This window comes from Gilliamella sp. HK2 (assembly GCF_001690265.1).
GTDB lineage: Bacteria > Pseudomonadota > Gammaproteobacteria > Enterobacterales > Orbaceae > Gilliamella > Gilliamella apicola_C.
Map to the genome: position 1 here is coordinate 63653 of NZ_LZGV01000080.1, position 16902 is coordinate 80554.

General features: G+C 35.6%; 13 protein-coding genes, 3 tRNA genes and 2 rRNA genes. 5 read left to right on the top strand and 13 right to left on the bottom strand.

Annotation, left to right across the window (positions count from 1 at the left end; genetic code table 11):
- Positions 1-162 precede the first annotated feature (162 nt).
- Together A9G45_RS08090 and pepT are read left to right on the top strand one after the other, a co-directional pair.
- Positions 163-1722: an AbgT family transporter gene (locus A9G45_RS08090; protein WP_065567790.1), complete on the top strand. Its 1560-nt coding sequence runs from the start codon at positions 163-165 to the stop codon at positions 1720-1722.
- Positions 1723-1745: 23 nt separating this feature from the next.
- Positions 1746-2978 carry a peptidase T gene (pepT, locus tag A9G45_RS08095; RefSeq protein ID WP_065567791.1) on the top strand — a complete coding sequence of 411 codons (1233 nt, stop codon included), beginning with the start codon at positions 1746-1748 and terminating at the stop codon, positions 2976-2978.
- Positions 2979-3240: 262 nt separating this feature from the next.
- Here pepT and A9G45_RS08100 read toward each other — a convergent pair.
- The 8 genes from A9G45_RS08100 to znuA form a co-directional block, all read right to left on the bottom strand.
- Positions 3241-3316 (bottom strand) — tRNA-Lys (locus A9G45_RS08100).
- 128 nt (positions 3317-3444) lie between these two features.
- Positions 3445-4161 carry a tol-pal system protein YbgF gene (gene ybgF / locus A9G45_RS08105; protein WP_065567792.1) on the bottom strand — a complete coding sequence of 239 codons (717 nt, stop codon included), beginning with the start codon at positions 4159-4161 and terminating at the stop codon, positions 3445-3447.
- Positions 4162-4225: 64 nt separating this feature from the next.
- Complete coding sequence (gene pal / locus A9G45_RS08110; protein WP_065567793.1) at positions 4226-4705, bottom strand: peptidoglycan-associated lipoprotein Pal; 480 nt, start codon at positions 4703-4705, stop codon at positions 4226-4228.
- A 170-nt stretch (positions 4706-4875) separates the two neighbouring features.
- Positions 4876-6171, bottom strand: coding sequence for a Tol-Pal system beta propeller repeat protein TolB (gene tolB, locus A9G45_RS08115; protein ID WP_065567802.1), 1296 nt, complete (start codon positions 6169-6171; stop codon positions 4876-4878).
- A 417-nt stretch (positions 6172-6588) separates the two neighbouring features.
- Complete coding sequence (gene mutM / locus A9G45_RS08120) at positions 6589-7398, bottom strand: bifunctional DNA-formamidopyrimidine glycosylase/DNA-(apurinic or apyrimidinic site) lyase (RefSeq protein ID WP_065567794.1); 810 nt, start codon at positions 7396-7398, stop codon at positions 6589-6591.
- Positions 7399-7411: 13 nt separating this feature from the next.
- Complete coding sequence (mrcB, locus tag A9G45_RS08125; protein ID WP_065567795.1) at positions 7412-9754, bottom strand: bifunctional glycosyl transferase/transpeptidase; 2343 nt, start codon at positions 9752-9754, stop codon at positions 7412-7414.
- A 133-nt stretch (positions 9755-9887) separates the two neighbouring features.
- On the bottom strand, positions 9888-11243 hold the full coding sequence (gene mepM, locus A9G45_RS08130) for a murein DD-endopeptidase MepM (protein WP_065567796.1): 1356 nt from the start codon (positions 11241-11243) through the stop codon (positions 9888-9890).
- Positions 11244-11270: 27 nt separating this feature from the next.
- On the bottom strand, positions 11271-12224 hold the full coding sequence (gene znuA / locus A9G45_RS08135; protein ID WP_065567797.1) for a zinc ABC transporter substrate-binding protein ZnuA: 954 nt from the start codon (positions 12222-12224) through the stop codon (positions 11271-11273).
- A gap of 93 nt (positions 12225-12317) precedes the next feature.
- Here znuA and znuC point away from each other — a divergent pair, with 93 nt between their 5' ends.
- From znuC to A9G45_RS08150, 3 genes are all read left to right on the top strand, one after another.
- The gene (gene znuC / locus A9G45_RS08140) at positions 12318-13097 is read left to right on the top strand and encodes a zinc ABC transporter ATP-binding protein ZnuC (RefSeq protein WP_065567798.1); all 780 of its coding nucleotides are present in this window, start codon (positions 12318-12320) and stop codon (positions 13095-13097) included.
- On the top strand, positions 13094-13894 hold the full coding sequence (gene znuB / locus A9G45_RS08145; protein ID WP_065567799.1) for a zinc ABC transporter permease subunit ZnuB: 801 nt from the start codon (positions 13094-13096) through the stop codon (positions 13892-13894). Before znuC ends, znuB begins: the two co-directional genes overlap by 4 nt.
- Positions 13895-14020: 126 nt before the next feature.
- Positions 14021-15544 carry a YifB family Mg chelatase-like AAA ATPase gene (locus tag A9G45_RS08150; RefSeq protein ID WP_065567800.1) on the top strand — a complete coding sequence of 508 codons (1524 nt, stop codon included), beginning with the start codon at positions 14021-14023 and terminating at the stop codon, positions 15542-15544.
- A 4-nt stretch (positions 15545-15548) separates the two neighbouring features.
- Here the strand turns inward: A9G45_RS08150 and A9G45_RS08155 are convergent, their stop codons facing one another.
- From A9G45_RS08155 to A9G45_RS08175, 5 genes are all read right to left on the bottom strand, one after another.
- Entirely contained in the window at positions 15549-15887 is a 339-nt protein-coding gene (locus A9G45_RS08155; protein ID WP_065567801.1) for a DUF413 domain-containing protein, read from the bottom strand.
- Positions 15888-16019: 132 nt separating this feature from the next.
- Positions 16020-16095 (bottom strand) — tRNA-Trp (locus A9G45_RS08160).
- A gap of 9 nt (positions 16096-16104) precedes the next feature.
- Positions 16105-16181, bottom strand: a tRNA-Asp gene (locus A9G45_RS08165).
- A 37-nt stretch (positions 16182-16218) separates the two neighbouring features.
- A 5S ribosomal RNA gene (gene rrf, locus A9G45_RS08170) occupies positions 16219-16334 on the bottom strand.
- 170 nt (positions 16335-16504) lie between these two features.
- Positions 16505-16902, bottom strand: a 23S ribosomal RNA gene (locus A9G45_RS08175); the annotation flags it as partial.

The window sequence follows — 16902 nt, forward strand, 5'->3', positions numbered from 1 at the left end:
AATGCACTTTTGACACAATACCAACCACATCAATTAGGTAAAAAATAGTGATGTAAAAAATATTCAGAAAAAGGATAATTTCAGTATAAAACAACGTTATTTGCCCACATTATAAATATGTGTTAGATTGTCAATTCGAACAATATTTACACTAATTTTATTATGAATCAGACAACAAATCCGTCACCAATAAGAACAGGGGGTTTTCTAAATACTATTGAACGAATTGGAAACAAAATCCCCGATGTAACCACTCTTTTTTTCTATGCTTTAGTCATCTGTTTTGTTGCTTCGCTATTGCTTTCTTTTGTGAGTTTTAACTATATTAATCCTGTCACGCAAGATAAGCTTGTTGTTGTTAATATGTTAGCGCCTGAGCATCTTGTTACTTTTTTTACTAAGATGGTACCTAATTTTATCAACTTTCCACCGCTTGGAATTACAATTGTGGCGACATTAGGCATAGGTATTGCTGAGAGCAGTGGTTATATCCATGTGCTACTCAAAAAATTACTGGCTATTACCCCGAAAAATTTAGTCACACCATCAGTGATTTTTGTCAGTATGGTTTGCCACATTGCTGCTGACTCAGCTTATGTGATTTTAATGCCCGTATCGGCTATGATGTTCTATGCAATTGGTCGCCACCCGTTAGCTGGGATTGCGGCTTCATTCGCTGGATTAGCTGGTGGATTTAGTTCAAGCTATACACCATCTATTATCGATCCAATCATGCAAGGTTTTACTCAAAGTGCAGCACAAATTATTGATCCATCTTATCAAGTCAATGTACTTTGTAACTATTTCTTAAGTTTTGGCGGTACCTTTTTTGTATTATTAGCTTGCTGGTTTGTTACCGATAAAATTGTCGAGCCTCGATTAAATGCAACCATGCCTTTAAATAGTGATCTAAAATTAGATAACATTGCCAACTCGCCAGCGATTACACCCGTTGAAAATCGTGCTTTCAAAGTAGCTTCAATTGTCTTTATAATTATTGCTATTGGTTTAATTTTATTATTGTTACCAGAAAACTCTTTATTGCGTGCATCTGATGGAAGCATGACAAGCAATAAGGCTCCAATTATGCAAATTATTGTGCCATTATTATTTGTATTTTTTGCTATTCCAGGCTTAATACATGGTTTTATAACTGGTACATTTAAATCATCACGCGATATAGTAAAATCAATGGAAAATATCACTAAATCACTTATTCCATTCATTGTTTTTGCTTTCTTTTGTGCTCAATTTCTATATGTCTTTTCTCATTCACAAATTGGAACATTAATTGCAATTGGTGGCGCCGATTTATTAAAAGCACTGCATCTGCCTCCAGTTGTAACCATATTTGGTGTGATCATTCTAACAAGTATGTTAAATGTGTTAATTACCTCGGCATCATCGAAGTGGGCTATTTTAGCGCCGATTTTTGTGCCTATGCTTATGTCTGTTGGTATCTCGCCAGAATTAACTCAAGCCGCTTACCGCATTAGTTCTGCGGTTAATGTTAGTACGCCTATGTTTGCTTTTTACCCTCTGATTATTGCCTATTGCCAGCAATACTGTAAAAACACAGGTGTAGGTACATTAAGTTCAATGATGATTCCTTATACCGCTGCACTGCTTATTGCATTAACGATAAACTTATTACTTTTTTGGTTCTTCGGCCTACCAATTGGTTTTGATAGCGGTTATGTTTACCCGCCAGTAAATAATTAGTCACAACAAGGAGTCAAAATATTATGAATATTACCGAACAACTAGTTAAACGTTTTTTACGCTATGTCAACGTTCCAAGCCAAAGCGCTATTGGTTGCGCACATGTGCCCTCAACTCCAGGGCAAGCAGAATTAGCCAAATTACTTAAACAAGAGTTAATCGAACTTAATCTACAAGATGTTCATCTTGATGAACATAGTATTGTAACGGCTAAACTCCCCGGCAATAACCCAAATGCGCCTAAAATTGGCTATGTTGCCCATCTTGATACTGTCGATGTTGCCTTATCAGATAAAGTTAAGCCACAGAGAGTAACCTTTACTGGCCAAGATATTCTATTAAACAAAGATAAAAATATTTGGTTTAAAGTCGATCAGCATCCCGAACTAAATAAATATCTCAATGATGAATTGATTGTCACTGATGGTACTAGCGTACTTGGTGCTGATAATAAAGCAGCCATTGCCATTGTGATGACTATGTTAGAGCAATTACAACAACAAAATTATACATATGGCGATATTTATGTTGCCTTTGTACCCGATGAAGAAGTCGGCTTAAATGGTGCCAAAAAACTGGATTTAAACCGTTTCAAGCCTGATTTTGCTTACACAATCGATTGTTGTGAGTTAGGTGAAGTCGTTTATGAGACATTCAATGCTGGCTCAGCCATTATTGAAATTGAAGGCATCTCTGCTCATCCTATGTCTGCTAAAAATGTTTTAATCAATCCTATCGGCATTGCCAATGACATTATTAACTGTTTTGATAGCTTTGAAACACCAGAACATACCGAAGGCAAAGAAGGGTATTTTTGGTTTAATGATATCGTTGGTAATCAAAGTACCACAACATTAAAAATGAGTATTCGTGACTTTGATTTAGCTAAGTATGAGGCGCGTAAGGCTTATATACAAGAAGTTATACGTTTTATTAGCTTAAAATATCCAAAAGCAAAAATTGAGTGTAACATTACCGATACCTATAGCAATATCGCTAACTATTTAGGTAATGACCGTCGCTGTATTGATTTAATTTATCAATCATTTGAACAACTCAATATTCAACCAAAAACCATCGCAATGCGTGGAGGAACCGATGGTTCTGCTCTTTCTGCTAGAGGGCTTACCACGCCAAATTACTTTACTGGTGCTCATAACTTCCATTCATGCTTTGAATTTTTACCATTATCATCATTTCTTAAATCATTTGAAGTAACAATGAAAATTATTGAATTAGCAGCCAAGAATAAATAACCTTAAAAAGGGATATATCTCCCTTTTTCCACCTACGAAGCATTTCGATAATGATAAAAAGCAATCCTCTCACCAATCCAACATTGTTAATACAAAATAAAATTATTTCATTAACACCTTAGCAAGCTTTATAAAGGGCTAATAAAAAATAATTGATTGATTGATTGATTGATTGATTGATTGATTGATTGATTGATTGATTGATTGATTGATTGATTGATTGATTGATTGATTGATTGATTGATGAATTTTCTAGAGAGAGTGGTGGGTCGTGAGCGATTCGAACGCTCGACAAACGGATTAAAAGTCCGCTGCTCTACCGACTGAGCTAACAACCCATTTCAGAAAACAACTACTTAATTCCTTAAGGTTTCAAGTAATTTCGGGTTGGTATAATACTTATAATTATAATGTTACGCAACCCTTTTATTGATATTTCTATTTAACAGATGGTTATTTGTACATTTTACTTTAGCGAGGCTAACTTTTTTTTAGCCTGATCAACAACGTTTTTATTTTTAGAATATTTACTTATAACTTGTTGAAAAACGATTCTAGCATTTTTCTTATCGCCTTTCTCAAGCAAAATCAAACCAACTTTATATAGGCTATCTGCAGCTTTGGAAGAGGTCGCAAACTTTTTCACTACAGTTGCATAATAAAATGAAGCCTGATCTTTATTTCCTTGCTTATAATAAAGTTGACCTATCCAATAATTAGCATTAGCTAAATAACCTGACTTTGGATAAGCTTTTATAAATTTTTGAAATGCCGCAACGACCTCATTACTTTTTTTCCCATCGTTAACAAACTGCATGATAAAATTATAATCAGCCTTATCACGACCCGAAGTTTCCCAACCAGATAAATCAGATGATGGCGTTGTTGCCGTTGATGAAGAAGTATTATCCTCAGAAGTGTTCGCATTTGCAGAAACGCCCGAGCCACCAACCATTTGTTGAAGAATCATTTTTTGACGTTCTATCGTCTGATTAAGTTGGTATCTAGTTTCTTCTAATTGCCCTCGAAGCGCATCCACTTCAGCTTGTAAATCATTAATCCTTTCCTGATTTTGTATTAATAATTGGCCTTGTGCCTGAATAGTTCTATCCGATTCTGAACTGCCTGCTGCACAGCCAGTGAATAAAAGAAATAAGAACAATACGAGTGTTTTTTTATGCATATCATATTACTCAGCATGAATGTAGAAAAGAAACGGCTGAATAATCAGCCGTTATAAAATGCTATTAGTTGATAGCATAAGTTACTACAGCACGACGGTTTTTAGCATAAGCTTCTTCGTCATGGCCTAATACTGCTGGTTTTTCTTTACCATATGATACAATTTCCATTTGGCTATCAGAAGCACCATTACCTTGTAAATATGCTTTAACTGCAGCAGCACGACGTTCACCTAATGCAATGTTATATTCTGGCGTACCGCGTTCATCTGCATGACCTTCGATAATTACTTTCACGTTATTTGCACGAATAAATATTGCATGTGCATTTAATAATGTTGCATAGTCAGATTTAACATTATATTTGTCAAAATCAAAATATACTGTATTGATTTGTTGTAATTTATTTAATTGCTCTAAAGCTTCTTTTGATAAAGAACCACTTGCAACACCAGCTACATTGCTACTGTTATTAGACGAACATGCAGTGACAGTAATTAGTGGTAAAGCAACCGCGGCTACTTTAAGAAATTTAGAAAATTGCATTGTATTAACTCCTTTTGTTTAAATAAATTATTACCTGTATTTTTACACACCTAACCAACTTCAAAGTAACAGCCGTTACCAACCAGAACGATTAGAGGTATATATTATAATGCCCTTGTGCTTTACACAATTTTAATAATTGCAATATTGTGCAATATTATAACCTCTTCTTATAAATATGGCGACCATGAAGGGAATTTTACTTGCCCATCTGTTGCTGGTAATCTTGCTTTAAAATTACCATCTGTTGAAACTAGATTCAAAATTGTACCTAATCCTTGTGATGAGCTATAAATGATCATAGTACCATTTGGCGCAATGCTTGGCGTTTCATCCAAAAAGGTGTCTGTTAAACGTTGATAGGTATTTGTGCTTATATCATATCGAGTAATATGTTGTTCACCATTATTGGTTGATATCATAGCAATAAAAGAACCATCAGGTGATACCCGCGCATTTTGATTCTGTGTATTATCCCAAGTTAGCCTTTGAGATGCACCACTATTAATGTTGATACTATAGAGTTGAGGGCGACCTGCTTGATCAGAAGTGTAAACAATAGTTTGATTATCAGGCATCCAAGATGGTTCTGTATTATTATTACGATTAGAAGTAATTTGCGTGATTTTTTTGCTACTTAAATCCATCATATATAAATTTAAACTTCCCCCTTTAGATAAGGCAAAAGCTAATTTACTGCCGTCTGGAGAAAACGCTGGCGCACCATTATGTTGTGGAAAAGACGCAATTGTTTGAACAGCGCCACTATCCAATGTTTTTAAAACTAGTGAAGAATGGCCTCCTTCAAATGTTACATAGGCTATTTTTTTACCATCTGGTGACCAAGTTGGAGACATTAATGGTTCTTTGGAACGATGAACAGTAATTTGATCATAACCGTCATAATCAGATACTCTTAATTCATGTGAAAAAGGTCCTTTAGTTGTTTTAACAACATAAGCAATTCGTGTTCTAAAAGCACCTTTAATACCGGTTAATGATTCAAAAATTTCATCACTTGCAGTGTGAGCCGCGTAACGGAGCCAACGCTTATCAATAGAATATTGATTTTGTACTAAAACGGCACCTGGGCGATTTACGATATCAACTAATTGATAATTGATAAGGTATTTCCCAGAAGCATCTGGCTGAATCGAGCCGACAACTACCGCAGAAACGCCCAGATTATTCCAAGCCGCAGGCGTAACTTCAGAAGCTGTTGTTGGTTTTTGTGGCATACTATTAACTTCAACAGGATTAAATTTACCACTATTACGTAAATCTGAAGCAACGATATCTTCTATAATTTGTGGTGGTTGACCAGAGCCTGTCCACTTAAATGGCACAACCGCGACTGGTTTAGCAGAGCTTACGCCATCGGTAATAATAATTCTTACCTCAGAATTAGCCATCGTGGTAAAACATAGAATAAAACAAGTTGTCAAAAAGCGAAAAGCGAATTTGATCATCTTAAATTCCTTAATAAAAATAAGACACATTGAGTTAAATAAAATATAAACCCGTAAAAAAGAAAACAAAACCTTTGAAAATTAAGATACAACAGCTAATTGCCCCCCATATATTAAACTTTACAAGCTATAAACAATGATTCAGCAAAAAGATAGCTGATAACAGGTAACAAGTCCATAGCCTTTAAAATAAAAAGATCTCTGTAATATTAATGGTTTTACTATATAAAGTATATCAACGCAGTAACAAAAATAACTTCTTTAATTGTAGTTGCTTATACTAATCTTATTTAAATAAGGTTTAAAGGGCTTAAAAAGATATTTTTGTAAAAGAAAGGGAGACAATACATGCAAAATATTTAAAATTCTTAGCAACTAATCACAAAAAATAATAATTTGGTAGAGCTAACGTTGCTATATTTGGCAATATTCACAATAAAAGGTATTGCGTTGTCCTATTTTTTGCGATTTTATCTCTGCACCACAAATTAGACATCGCTCGCCATTGCGCCCATAAACTTGTAGCTCTTGTGCAAAATATCCTGGTTTTCCATTAGATTGAAGAAAATCCTTGAGCGTTGTCCCTCCTTGTTCAATGGATTTACTAAGAACTTGCTTAATAGCAGCAACAAGCCTTTCAAATTCATTTAATTGTAATGAGCTTACTTTACGGTTAGGATTGACTTTCGCCATAAACAATGACTCAGAAGCGTAAATATTGCCAACGCCAACCACAATATGGTTATCCATAATCCAACTTTTAATGGAAACCTGTCTATTTTTGGCTTTTTCGAATAAATATATAGCTGAAAACTCATGACTTAACGGTTCTGGACCTAAATGTTGTAATTGCAGTATTTCGTCTAGCGAATTTGCCCAGAGCCAAGATCCAAAACGCCTAGGATCAGTATAACGCAATGTAACACCATTTTCTAAAATGAGGTCTATATGATCATGCTTTTGTGCTTTTTGAGGCTTTGGTAAAATACGTAAACTACCTGACATACCTAAATGAATTACGATCCAGTTATTAGATAGTTGTAGCAATAAATATTTAGCTCGACGCTGTATATCTAAAATAACCTGTCCATGTGCATTACTTATAGCGCTATCAACAGGCCAGCGTAATTTAGGTTGTCTAACAATAATTTTATGTATAATCTGTCCTTTTAAATATGGCAAAATGCCTCGACGACTTGTTTCAACTTCGGGTAATTCAGGCATATTATTCCCCCTCTTAATTATTTAATAGGTCTGTAACCCAATTGGGTACCTGTTCAGTGGCCATCATTTGGTTATTTCCAGAACATAAATCCTTAGGGTTAATGGTCCATACGGGTAAAGTACGCACACCATCGCCATTACATAGCCACTGACCATTACTATCAATTGGTACCATAAAAACATTTTGCGGTATCGGCAATACCAATTTCTTTGGTGGATTGTTTTGTAAATATTCACTATAAATTTTCAGCGCTCCTGTAGCTCCAGTTAATTTCATTGGTGAATGATCATCTAAACCAATCCAAATAACAGCAACATTCCTGCCGTCAACGCCTGTAAACCAGCTATCACGAGAATCATTGCTTGTCCCCGTCTTAGCAGCTAAATTAAACGAACCGTATTTAGCTTTTAATGAACGAGATGTGCCCGAACTAACAACTTGTTGCATAGCATAAGTTGTCAAATAAGCTGATTGTCGAGACACTGCCTGAAGTTGTTGTGGATAGCTTTGATAAACTAGCTTACCTTTATCAGTCAATACATATCTTAAAATAGTAAGCGGAGAACGTTGCCCATTATTAGTGATAGTTTGAAACATCTGAGCTGTTTCTAATGGTGTTAATTCTAATGCACCAAGCAATCTTGATGGTAGATTAGGTATACGATCCGTAGGAACTCCTAAAGCTTGTAAAGTATTTTTCGTTGCATCCAGTCCTAATTCCATACCTAAATTAACCGTTGGTACATTTAATGAAAGTGCCAAAGCGTCCACTAACATAACACGATCACGGAATTTACGATCGTAATTTTTAGGCTGCCAATACCCGCCACTATCAAGCTTAACCGATAATGGGCTATCATTAAGCCATGTATTAAGTTGGTAATAATCAGGTTGCCCAAGTGCAGTTAAATACGTTGATGGTTTAGCTAATGAACCAATCGCTCTTTGCATTAACCAAGCACGGTTATAACCAGGGTAACGTGGGTCTGCACTACCAATAATTGAGCGAATTTCCCCTGTTTCTCGACTAACTACAACCATTGCTGATTGTAATTCTTTTTTCGTTGATTTGCGCAATTTGTCAATTTCGTTAGTCACCGCTTGCTCTGCTGCAGATTGAGCTACCGGATCAAAAGTGGTAAAAATCTTCATACCTGACAAATGATCTGCTTTATCACCCAATTGTCTTCGCAGTTCGCTACGCACAACTTGCATAAATGCTGGTTGCGGAGAAATCACACCACCCTTGGGTAGCACTGATAGTGGGCGCTGACTTAATAAGTTATACAACTCATCATCAATTATGCCTTGTTGCTGAGCAAGTTTTAACACCACGTTACGGCGCTCAATAACTTGTTGAGGTTGTGTCCACGGATTATATAACGAAGCGCCTTTTACCATACCAACCAGCACTGCTTGCTGATCTAATGTAAGTTCATTAACTGGCCGCCCAAAATAGTAAAGACTTGCCAATGGAAAACCATGAATCTCTTCTCCTCCCGCTTGCCCAAAATAAACTTCGTTTAGATAAAGCTCTAAAATACGTTCTTTACTATAACGGCCATCTAAAATCAAAGCCATATAGGCTTCGCGTATTTTACGGCTTAAACTACGTTCATTAGTCAGAAAAAGGTTTTTAACAGTTTGCTGGGTTAAGGTACTGCCTCCTTCGATGCGGCCAGTAGTCAAATTAACGAAAATAGCACGACCGATAGAATATAAACTTACACCATGATGATCATAAAAACGCTTATCTTCTGTAGCAACCAATGTTTGCAATAACGAATCAGGAAACTGCTTCAATGGAACAAATAATCGTTGCTCGCCATTTGGAGAATGCATCATGGTAATTAATTTAGGATCAATTTTTAGCAATCCAAAATCGCGCCCAGTTTCTAGATTAGTAATGCGATCTATACGATTTTCATAAAAAGTAATACTAACTCTAAATGACGGTTCTTCACCATCAGGAAATGTAAAAGGTCGTCGATAAACCTCAACAGCATTATTACTTACAATAAACTCACCTGGGCGGCTGGCTTTTGTATCTTGCTGACGATATTGTGCACCTTCTAACATTGTCACTACATCATTTAGACTATATTCACTATCAGGCTCAAGATCTATAATTTGCCCATAAACTGCCGCTGGCAACTCCCACACATTACCATCAACTCGCTCCTTGATTTGTTGATCAAGATAAACGCCGTAAACAATAGCCACAGCTGCAATGACAAGAAATAGTTTAAATAATAAGGTCAAAAACCGGCGACAAAGTGTAGACTTCTTATTTTTTTTATTTTTTGGAGAATTTTTGGGAGACCGTTTTTTTGATGTTTTAGTTGACGTGTTCAAACTGCACCTAATATTTATTATCCAATAAAAATTAGCTTATCATAACATAATTTTTTAAGGATATTGCGGTCTTCTTTTTGTAAAAAAAGCTTCAGGTAAAATCGATTTTGAAGCATAAAACAAACGTATGAATTTAAAAATCTAGCTGTGAGCTAATGGTTTTAACTTTCGACAAAAACGCTTTTTTTGACTTACCTGTCAACCCTTCCGAAATAGGTAAACTTGCTGTCAATGGATTAACCGGCTTATTATTAATGTGTAGCTCAAAGTGTAGGTGAGGTCCTGTAGAACGCCCTGTATTCCCAGATAACCCAATCTTATCACCTTGTTTAACTTGCTGACCTGGTTTGACTAAAATCTTATCCAAATGCATATAAGTTGTCATATACTGACGCCCATGCCGAATAGCAATATAATTACCAGCCGAACCACTATACTTTGCAATAACTACTTCACCATTACCAACTGATAAAACTGGTGTACCACGAGACACTGCAAAATCAACACCATTATGTGGAGTTATCGCACCGGTAACAGGATGTAAGCGACGAGGGTTAAAACCAGAGGAAACTCTAGCTTGCTTTGCTAATGGATAACGGAAAAAACTTTGCGACAAACTGTTCGCATTAATATCATAATATTTACCATCATCTGCTAAAATAGCGTAATAATCTTTGGTACCATTTTTAATGCGTACACCTAACAGCTGACTATTAGATAAACGATTACCATGCATCTCTCTGGTTAAAACAACTGAAAATTTATCACCAACTTGCAAACGACGAAAATCTAAACGCCATTGCAAAGCACGAGTAATCACGCCAATTTCATTACTGGTTAATCCATTTTTGCGAGCATCTGCAACAAAGCTACTTTTAATATCACCTTTTATCACAATATTTTGTGGTACACTTTCAACTGTTTCTGAACTTTCTACAAATTTATCGCCCGATTTTTCATAAATTCGAATATTATTACTGGAGATTGTCCAACTAAAAGTTTGCAAATTATGATTATCATCAGTCGTCCAACTAATTTGTTGACCTATTCTCAAATTTGCAAGTTGTTTAAATTTTGTCGTTAACTGATAGATGTCGTTTCGATTAACGTTATAACGAATCAAGATATCATGCAGGGTATCCCCTCGTGCAATAGTGTATTGCACAGTATTATCTTTATCATCAACAATGTCATCTAATTCATCTTTAACAATCTCATCTTCAGGAATATCTGATGATTCAGTAACTGTAGAAGGTTTTCCATTTACCATCTCAACTTTTCCATCATCGATAACAACAGAAGAATGGGTGTTATCATTTACAGTCGTTTCAGCTTGAGGCGTTAAAGGAACATAAACCGTTCGATTCAAATTGAGTGGATTCCACAGAACGATAAATAAGATAACAATGAAAAGAACACCTAATATTGAAAAATAGGTATTTCTAAAATTATTTTTTTCAATATCAGGTGATTTTATTTGTCTTGCCAAAATTAACCTTAACTATTTATTCTAAAACTAGTCTTTATCTAAACAATCCAACAGTTGCTCTGTTAATTTTGCTAAAAATTGTGAATATGCATCTTTAGAAAGAGCAATACCCGTTCCTAATGGATTTAGCTCTCCAATACCTACATCTGTTCCATTCACTATTTTTTCAATAACTGCAGGGCTAAACTGCGGCTCTCGAAATACACATACTGCTCGGTGCTCTTTGAGCGCCTGTTGAATTGCATAAACCTTTTGAACACCCGGCTGAATTGCTGGATTTATAGTAAAACTGCCTAAATTCTTTAATCCGAACTGCGATTCAAAATACCCATAAGCATCATGAAACACAAAATACCCTCTATTTTGTACGTTAATGAGTTTTTTTGCAATGTTTTGTTCTGTTTCTGCAAGTTTTATGATGAATTCGTTTAGATTTGCATCAATCAATGCGTTTTTATCTGGATACAGGGTAATAAGTCGATCATGGATTGACTGCGCAATCACCTTGGCAATTTTAGGTGAAAGCCAAATATGTTCATCATATTCACCATGATGACCATTAGCAGGTATAGGATGGGAGTGAGTATCTTCATGTTCATGATCCTCATGACCTGTTCGAAGCAATACTTTAATCTCTGGTATTGCCATTAATTCAATTTGTTTTTGCTTATCAATACTTTTTAATATTGTTGGCATAAAAGCTTCCATATCTTCGCCAACCCAAACCACAAGTTCAGCTGATTTAACTTTAGCCAAATCAGATGGTTTTAAATAATAACTATGTGGAGATGCGCCATCAGGAAGTAAAATATCATTATCAGTTACTCCTGAAGCGATTGCTTCGACAATAAATCCTATTGGCTTTACAGACGAAATAACTTTCGCATTAGCATAATTAACAATACTTTGAATAAACATTAATGAACCAAGTATCATTAAGAAAACTAAATTTTTACTATTTAGTAGAATATATTTTTTCATACAATTTTCCTATATTTATTATGTATGGTAAAATAGAGTTAATTATTGTTATAATATAACATAACATATTTATAGACAAGGGTGATTAACAAAATGACTCCTCTCATTTCGCTTGATAATGTTTCGGTGCAAATTGACCATCAAAAAATATTATATGATGTTTCGTTAGTCATTCATCTTAATCAAATTATTACAGTACTTGGTCCTAATGGAGCGGGTAAATCGACACTGGTGAAAGTTATTTTAGGATTAATGCCATACACCTCAGGAACAATCACATGCTTACCTAACTTAACGATTGGTTATGTGCCGCAGTCAATCAACTTAAATCCAACGCTACCTATTACTGTTAGACGTTTTATGTGTCTTAATAGTCAGTTAAATAAAAAGGATATTTTTAATATATTATCAATGGTAAAAGCTGAATATTTAATCAATGAATCTATGCATCAATTATCAGGTGGTGAATTGCAACGTGTTTTGCTCGCTCAAGCTTTAGCTAAGCGCCCTCAATTACTGATTCTTGATGAACCTACTCAAGGGGTAGATGTCAATGGCCAAGTACTATTATATGATTTAATCGCTGATGCAAAAAAACAGTTCAATTGCGGCGTGTTAATGGTTTCCCATGATCTTCATTTGGTCATGGCAAAAACCGATGAAGTAATCTGCTTAAATCATCATATATGCTGCTCTGGCACACCAGCAATTGTTTCTAATGATCCAGAGTTTATTTCTCTTTTTGGACAACATGAAACCTCGCAACTCGCTATTTATAAACATCATCACAATCACCAACATGATTGTTGTAAACAATCTATTGAGCAAAATAAGCGTATTGTTTTGCCAAGTTATAGAAGGAAAAAACAATGATTGAATTACTATTACCTTCTTTATTAGCGGGATTATGTTTAACTAGCATAACTGGGCCTTTAGGTACTTTCGTTGTTTGGCGAAGAATGTCTTATTTTGGCGATACTTTATCACATGCTGCTTTACTTGGTATCGCATTTGGCTTTTTGTTGGATATCAATTTATTTTATGCAGTCATTTTTGTCACACTCTTACTAGCTATCGGATTACTTTGGTTAGAAGCACAAAAACAATTACCAATTGATACATTACTTGGTATCTTAGCTCATAGTGCCTTATCACTAGGCTTAGTAGTAATTAGTTTAATGGACAATATCCGTATCGATTTAATGGGATATTTATTTGGCGATCTTTTATCAGTAACATATTCAGATCTTTATCAGATTATTATTTGTGTAGCATTCATTGGAGCTTTATTATTTTGGCGATGGAATAACATTTTATTTATCACTGTAAGCGAAGAATTAGCTTTTAGCCATGGCATTAATGTACAGCTCACAAAATTGCTTTTGACTTTACTACTAGCATTAACCATAGGTCTGTCAATGAAATTTGTTGGAGCGCTAATTATTACATCTTTACTTATCATTCCTGCCGCAACAGCAAAATATTATTCAAAAACCCCCGAAACAATGGCGTTAATTGCAATAATAGTAGGAATGCTATCGGTAGTTGCTGGAGTGCTATTCTCATTTGTTTATGACACCCCAACAGGTCCCTCTATAGTATTAAGTAATACTTGCCTATTTTTTGTATCATTACTTATTTCAAAACGCATTTTAAATAAAACAAATTAAAATCATTGCAAAATCGTATTATTTATTTGTGTGTTATATCCCATTAATAAATATCTTTAATGGGTTTTCGATATTTTCTAATATGATAATAATAAAATTAAACATATTAATTAATAATTAGAAACTATGTCACTTGCAATTATTTATACTCGAGCCTCTATTGGAATACAAGCACCATTAATAAACGTTGAAGTTCATATTAGCAATGGGTTACCAGGCTTTGTATTAGTTGGTCTTCCTGAAGCAACCGTTAAAGAAGCAAAAGATCGAGTTAGAAGTGCCATTATTAATAGTGGTTTTACCTTTCCAGCTAAAAAAATAACGGTAAACTTATCTCCAGCAGATTTACCCAAAGAAGGAAGCCGCTTTGATTTGCCAATAGCTATTGCTATTCTTGCCGCAACAGAACAAATTCCAACAGAAGATTTATTACATTATGAATTTTTGGGGGAGTTAGCTCTTTCAGGAAATATTAGAGCCGTAAAAGGCGCAATACCTGCTGCAATTTCCTCTAAAAAGAAAAATCGCACATTAATTATTTCCACCGAAAACCAATCAGAAATTTCTTTAATTCACCAAAACAACGCATTAATCGCCAGTAATTTACTAGAATTATGCCAATATTTATATAAAGAAATTGATTTACCAACAGTTCAATATCGTGAATATCAAGACAGTAACAATAACCCAGCTAGTTTACAAGATATAATTGGGCAAGAACACGCCAAAAGAGCATTAGAAATTGCTGCAGCGGGAGGACATAATTTATTATTAATTGGACCTCCAGGTACGGGAAAAACTATGTTAGCAACGCGTTTAACCTCTTTATTACCTCAATTATCTGATGATGAAGCACTTGAAAGTGCAGCAATAACTAGCCTTGTCAGTTCATATGGATCAATAAAAAATTGGCGTAAAAGACCTTTTAGAGCACCTCACCATAGCGCATCAACTGCAGCACTTGTTGGCGGAGGAACAATCCCTAAACCTGGAGAAATTTCTCTAGCGCATAACGGTGTATTATTTTTAGACGAATTACCAGAATTTAATCGAAAAGTATTAGATGCTTTAAGAGAACCCATTGAGTCGGGAGAAATTATCATTTCAAGGGCAAATGCAAAAATAAAATTTCCCGCTAGATTTCAGTTAATAGCCGCAATGAATCCAAGCCCAACAGGACATTATCAAGGCACACATAATAGAACAACACCGCAACAAACTATTCGCTATTTGAATCGGCTTTCAGGGCCATTTCTTGACAGGTTCGATATTTCTATTGAAGTTCCTTTACTACCTAAAGGTGCTCTAAGCCAAAAAGTAACTTCAGAAGAATCAACTGAAACAATAAAACAACGAGTTCTAACAGCAAGAAATACTCAATTAAAAAGAAGCAGCAAACTAAATAGCCAATTAAGCACAAATGAAATTCAATGCTATTGCCAATTATCAAATGAAAATAATGAATATTTAGAACAAGCTTTAATTAAATTAGGCCTCTCTGCTCGCGCATGGCACCGGATACTAAAAGTATCGCGTACAATCGCAGATTTAGATTTATCAGACACCATAGAACGAAAACATGTTTCAGAAGCATTAAGTTATCGCTCTATGGATCGGTTACTAATTCAATTACACAAAAATATTGGTTAAAGAATTAGTCATCACTATCTACAAAATCGTCTGTTACATCAACCTGTGGTTTTCCACCAGATAATGTATGAAAACGTTTTGGCTTATTGATACGAGAAAGATACTTCAACCATGTTTTTTCAAAATCAGTTGATGGCTCTTTTTTACCTTTGCAAACCTCTACAAATGATTTTTCTTCTGCAGTGGTAGGCTTTTTAGCTTCTGTGTCAAGATCTTTAAAAGCACAACCATGCTTTTCTAAAATCATAGCTTCTTTAATAGTAAAATCGCCGTGGCGAGAAAATCCTCTTGGATAATTCTTATTATCGAAAAAACGTTGTTGACTCATAAAACTCTCAGCCATGTTCTATCCTCTAGATTGTAAAAGTAGTTGGCGGGAATTATAATTGACAAAGTTAATCTGTAAACAAAATTCTTTCATTTATATAGATAAAATCGGTTAATTGGCTAAAATTAAAACATAAATTTTATTTTGTGGCAGGGGCGGAGAGTCTCGAACTCCCAACACCCGGTTTTGGAGACCGGTGCTCTACCAATTGAACTACGCCCCTAAATGGAAGTGGCGGAACGGACGGGGCTCGAACCCGCGACCCCCTGCGTGACAGGCAGGTATTCTAACCAACTGAACTACCGCTCCACCGTATTTGGTATGTTAATATAAATAAAATTTAAAAGTCTGGCGGCACCCTACTCTCACATGGGTAATACCCACACTACCATCGGCACTACGGCGTTTCACTTCTGAGTTCGGCATGGGGTCAGGTGGGACCACCGCGCTATTACCGCCAGACATATCCTGTCTTCTCTTCTCTCAATTACTGTCTATTATCTCATATCCACAGCAATTGCTCAATCCGGAACAAACTGCTCTCTCATTTATCAAACAATTTAAAGTCAATCTCTATACAATCATCAACTTCAATCATCCTATCGCGTAACTCCAAAACAACTCCGAGTTGTAAGGTTAAGACTCTCGGTTCATTAGTATCAGTTAGCTCAATGTATCACTACACTTACACACCTGACCTATCTACGTCTTAGTCTCAAACGGACCTTACTGAATCTCTTCAGGGAAAACTCATCTCAAGGCTAGTTTCGTACTTAGATGCTTTCAGCACTTATCTATTCCGCACGTAGCTACCGGGCAATGCAATTGGCATCACAACCCGAACACCAGCGGTGCGTTCACTTCGGTCCTCTCGTACTAGAAGCAAACCCTCTCAATTTTCCTACGCCCATGGCAGATAGGGACCGAACTGTCTCACGACGTTCTAAACCCAGCTCGCGTACCACTTTAAACGGCGAACAGCCGTACCCTTGGGACCTACTTCAGCCCCAGGATGTGATGAGCCGACATC

Excerpts from the sequence above, each read along its gene's own strand:
- A9G45_RS08090 (WP_065567790.1), top strand. The coding sequence starts at position 163 with ATGAATCAGACAACAAATCCGTCACCAATAAGAACAGGGGGTTTTCTA.
- pepT (WP_065567791.1), top strand. The coding sequence starts at position 1,746 with ATGAATATTACCGAACAACTAGTTAAACGTTTTTTACGCTATGTCAAC.
- ybgF (WP_065567792.1), bottom strand. The coding sequence starts at position 4,161 with ATGCATAAAAAAACACTCGTATTGTTCTTATTTCTTTTATTCACTGGC.
- pal (WP_065567793.1), bottom strand. The coding sequence starts at position 4,705 with ATGCAATTTTCTAAATTTCTTAAAGTAGCCGCGGTTGCTTTACCACTA.
- mutM (WP_065567794.1), bottom strand. The coding sequence starts at position 7,398 with ATGCCTGAATTACCCGAAGTTGAAACAAGTCGTCGAGGCATTTTGCCA.
- znuA (WP_065567797.1), bottom strand. The coding sequence starts at position 12,224 with ATGAAAAAATATATTCTACTAAATAGTAAAAATTTAGTTTTCTTAATG.
- znuC (WP_065567798.1), top strand. The coding sequence starts at position 12,318 with ATGACTCCTCTCATTTCGCTTGATAATGTTTCGGTGCAAATTGACCAT.
- znuB (WP_065567799.1), top strand. The coding sequence starts at position 13,094 with ATGATTGAATTACTATTACCTTCTTTATTAGCGGGATTATGTTTAACT.
- A9G45_RS08150 (WP_065567800.1), top strand. The coding sequence starts at position 14,021 with ATGTCACTTGCAATTATTTATACTCGAGCCTCTATTGGAATACAAGCA.
- A9G45_RS08155 (WP_065567801.1), bottom strand. The coding sequence starts at position 15,887 with ATGGCTGAGAGTTTTATGAGTCAACAACGTTTTTTCGATAATAAGAAT.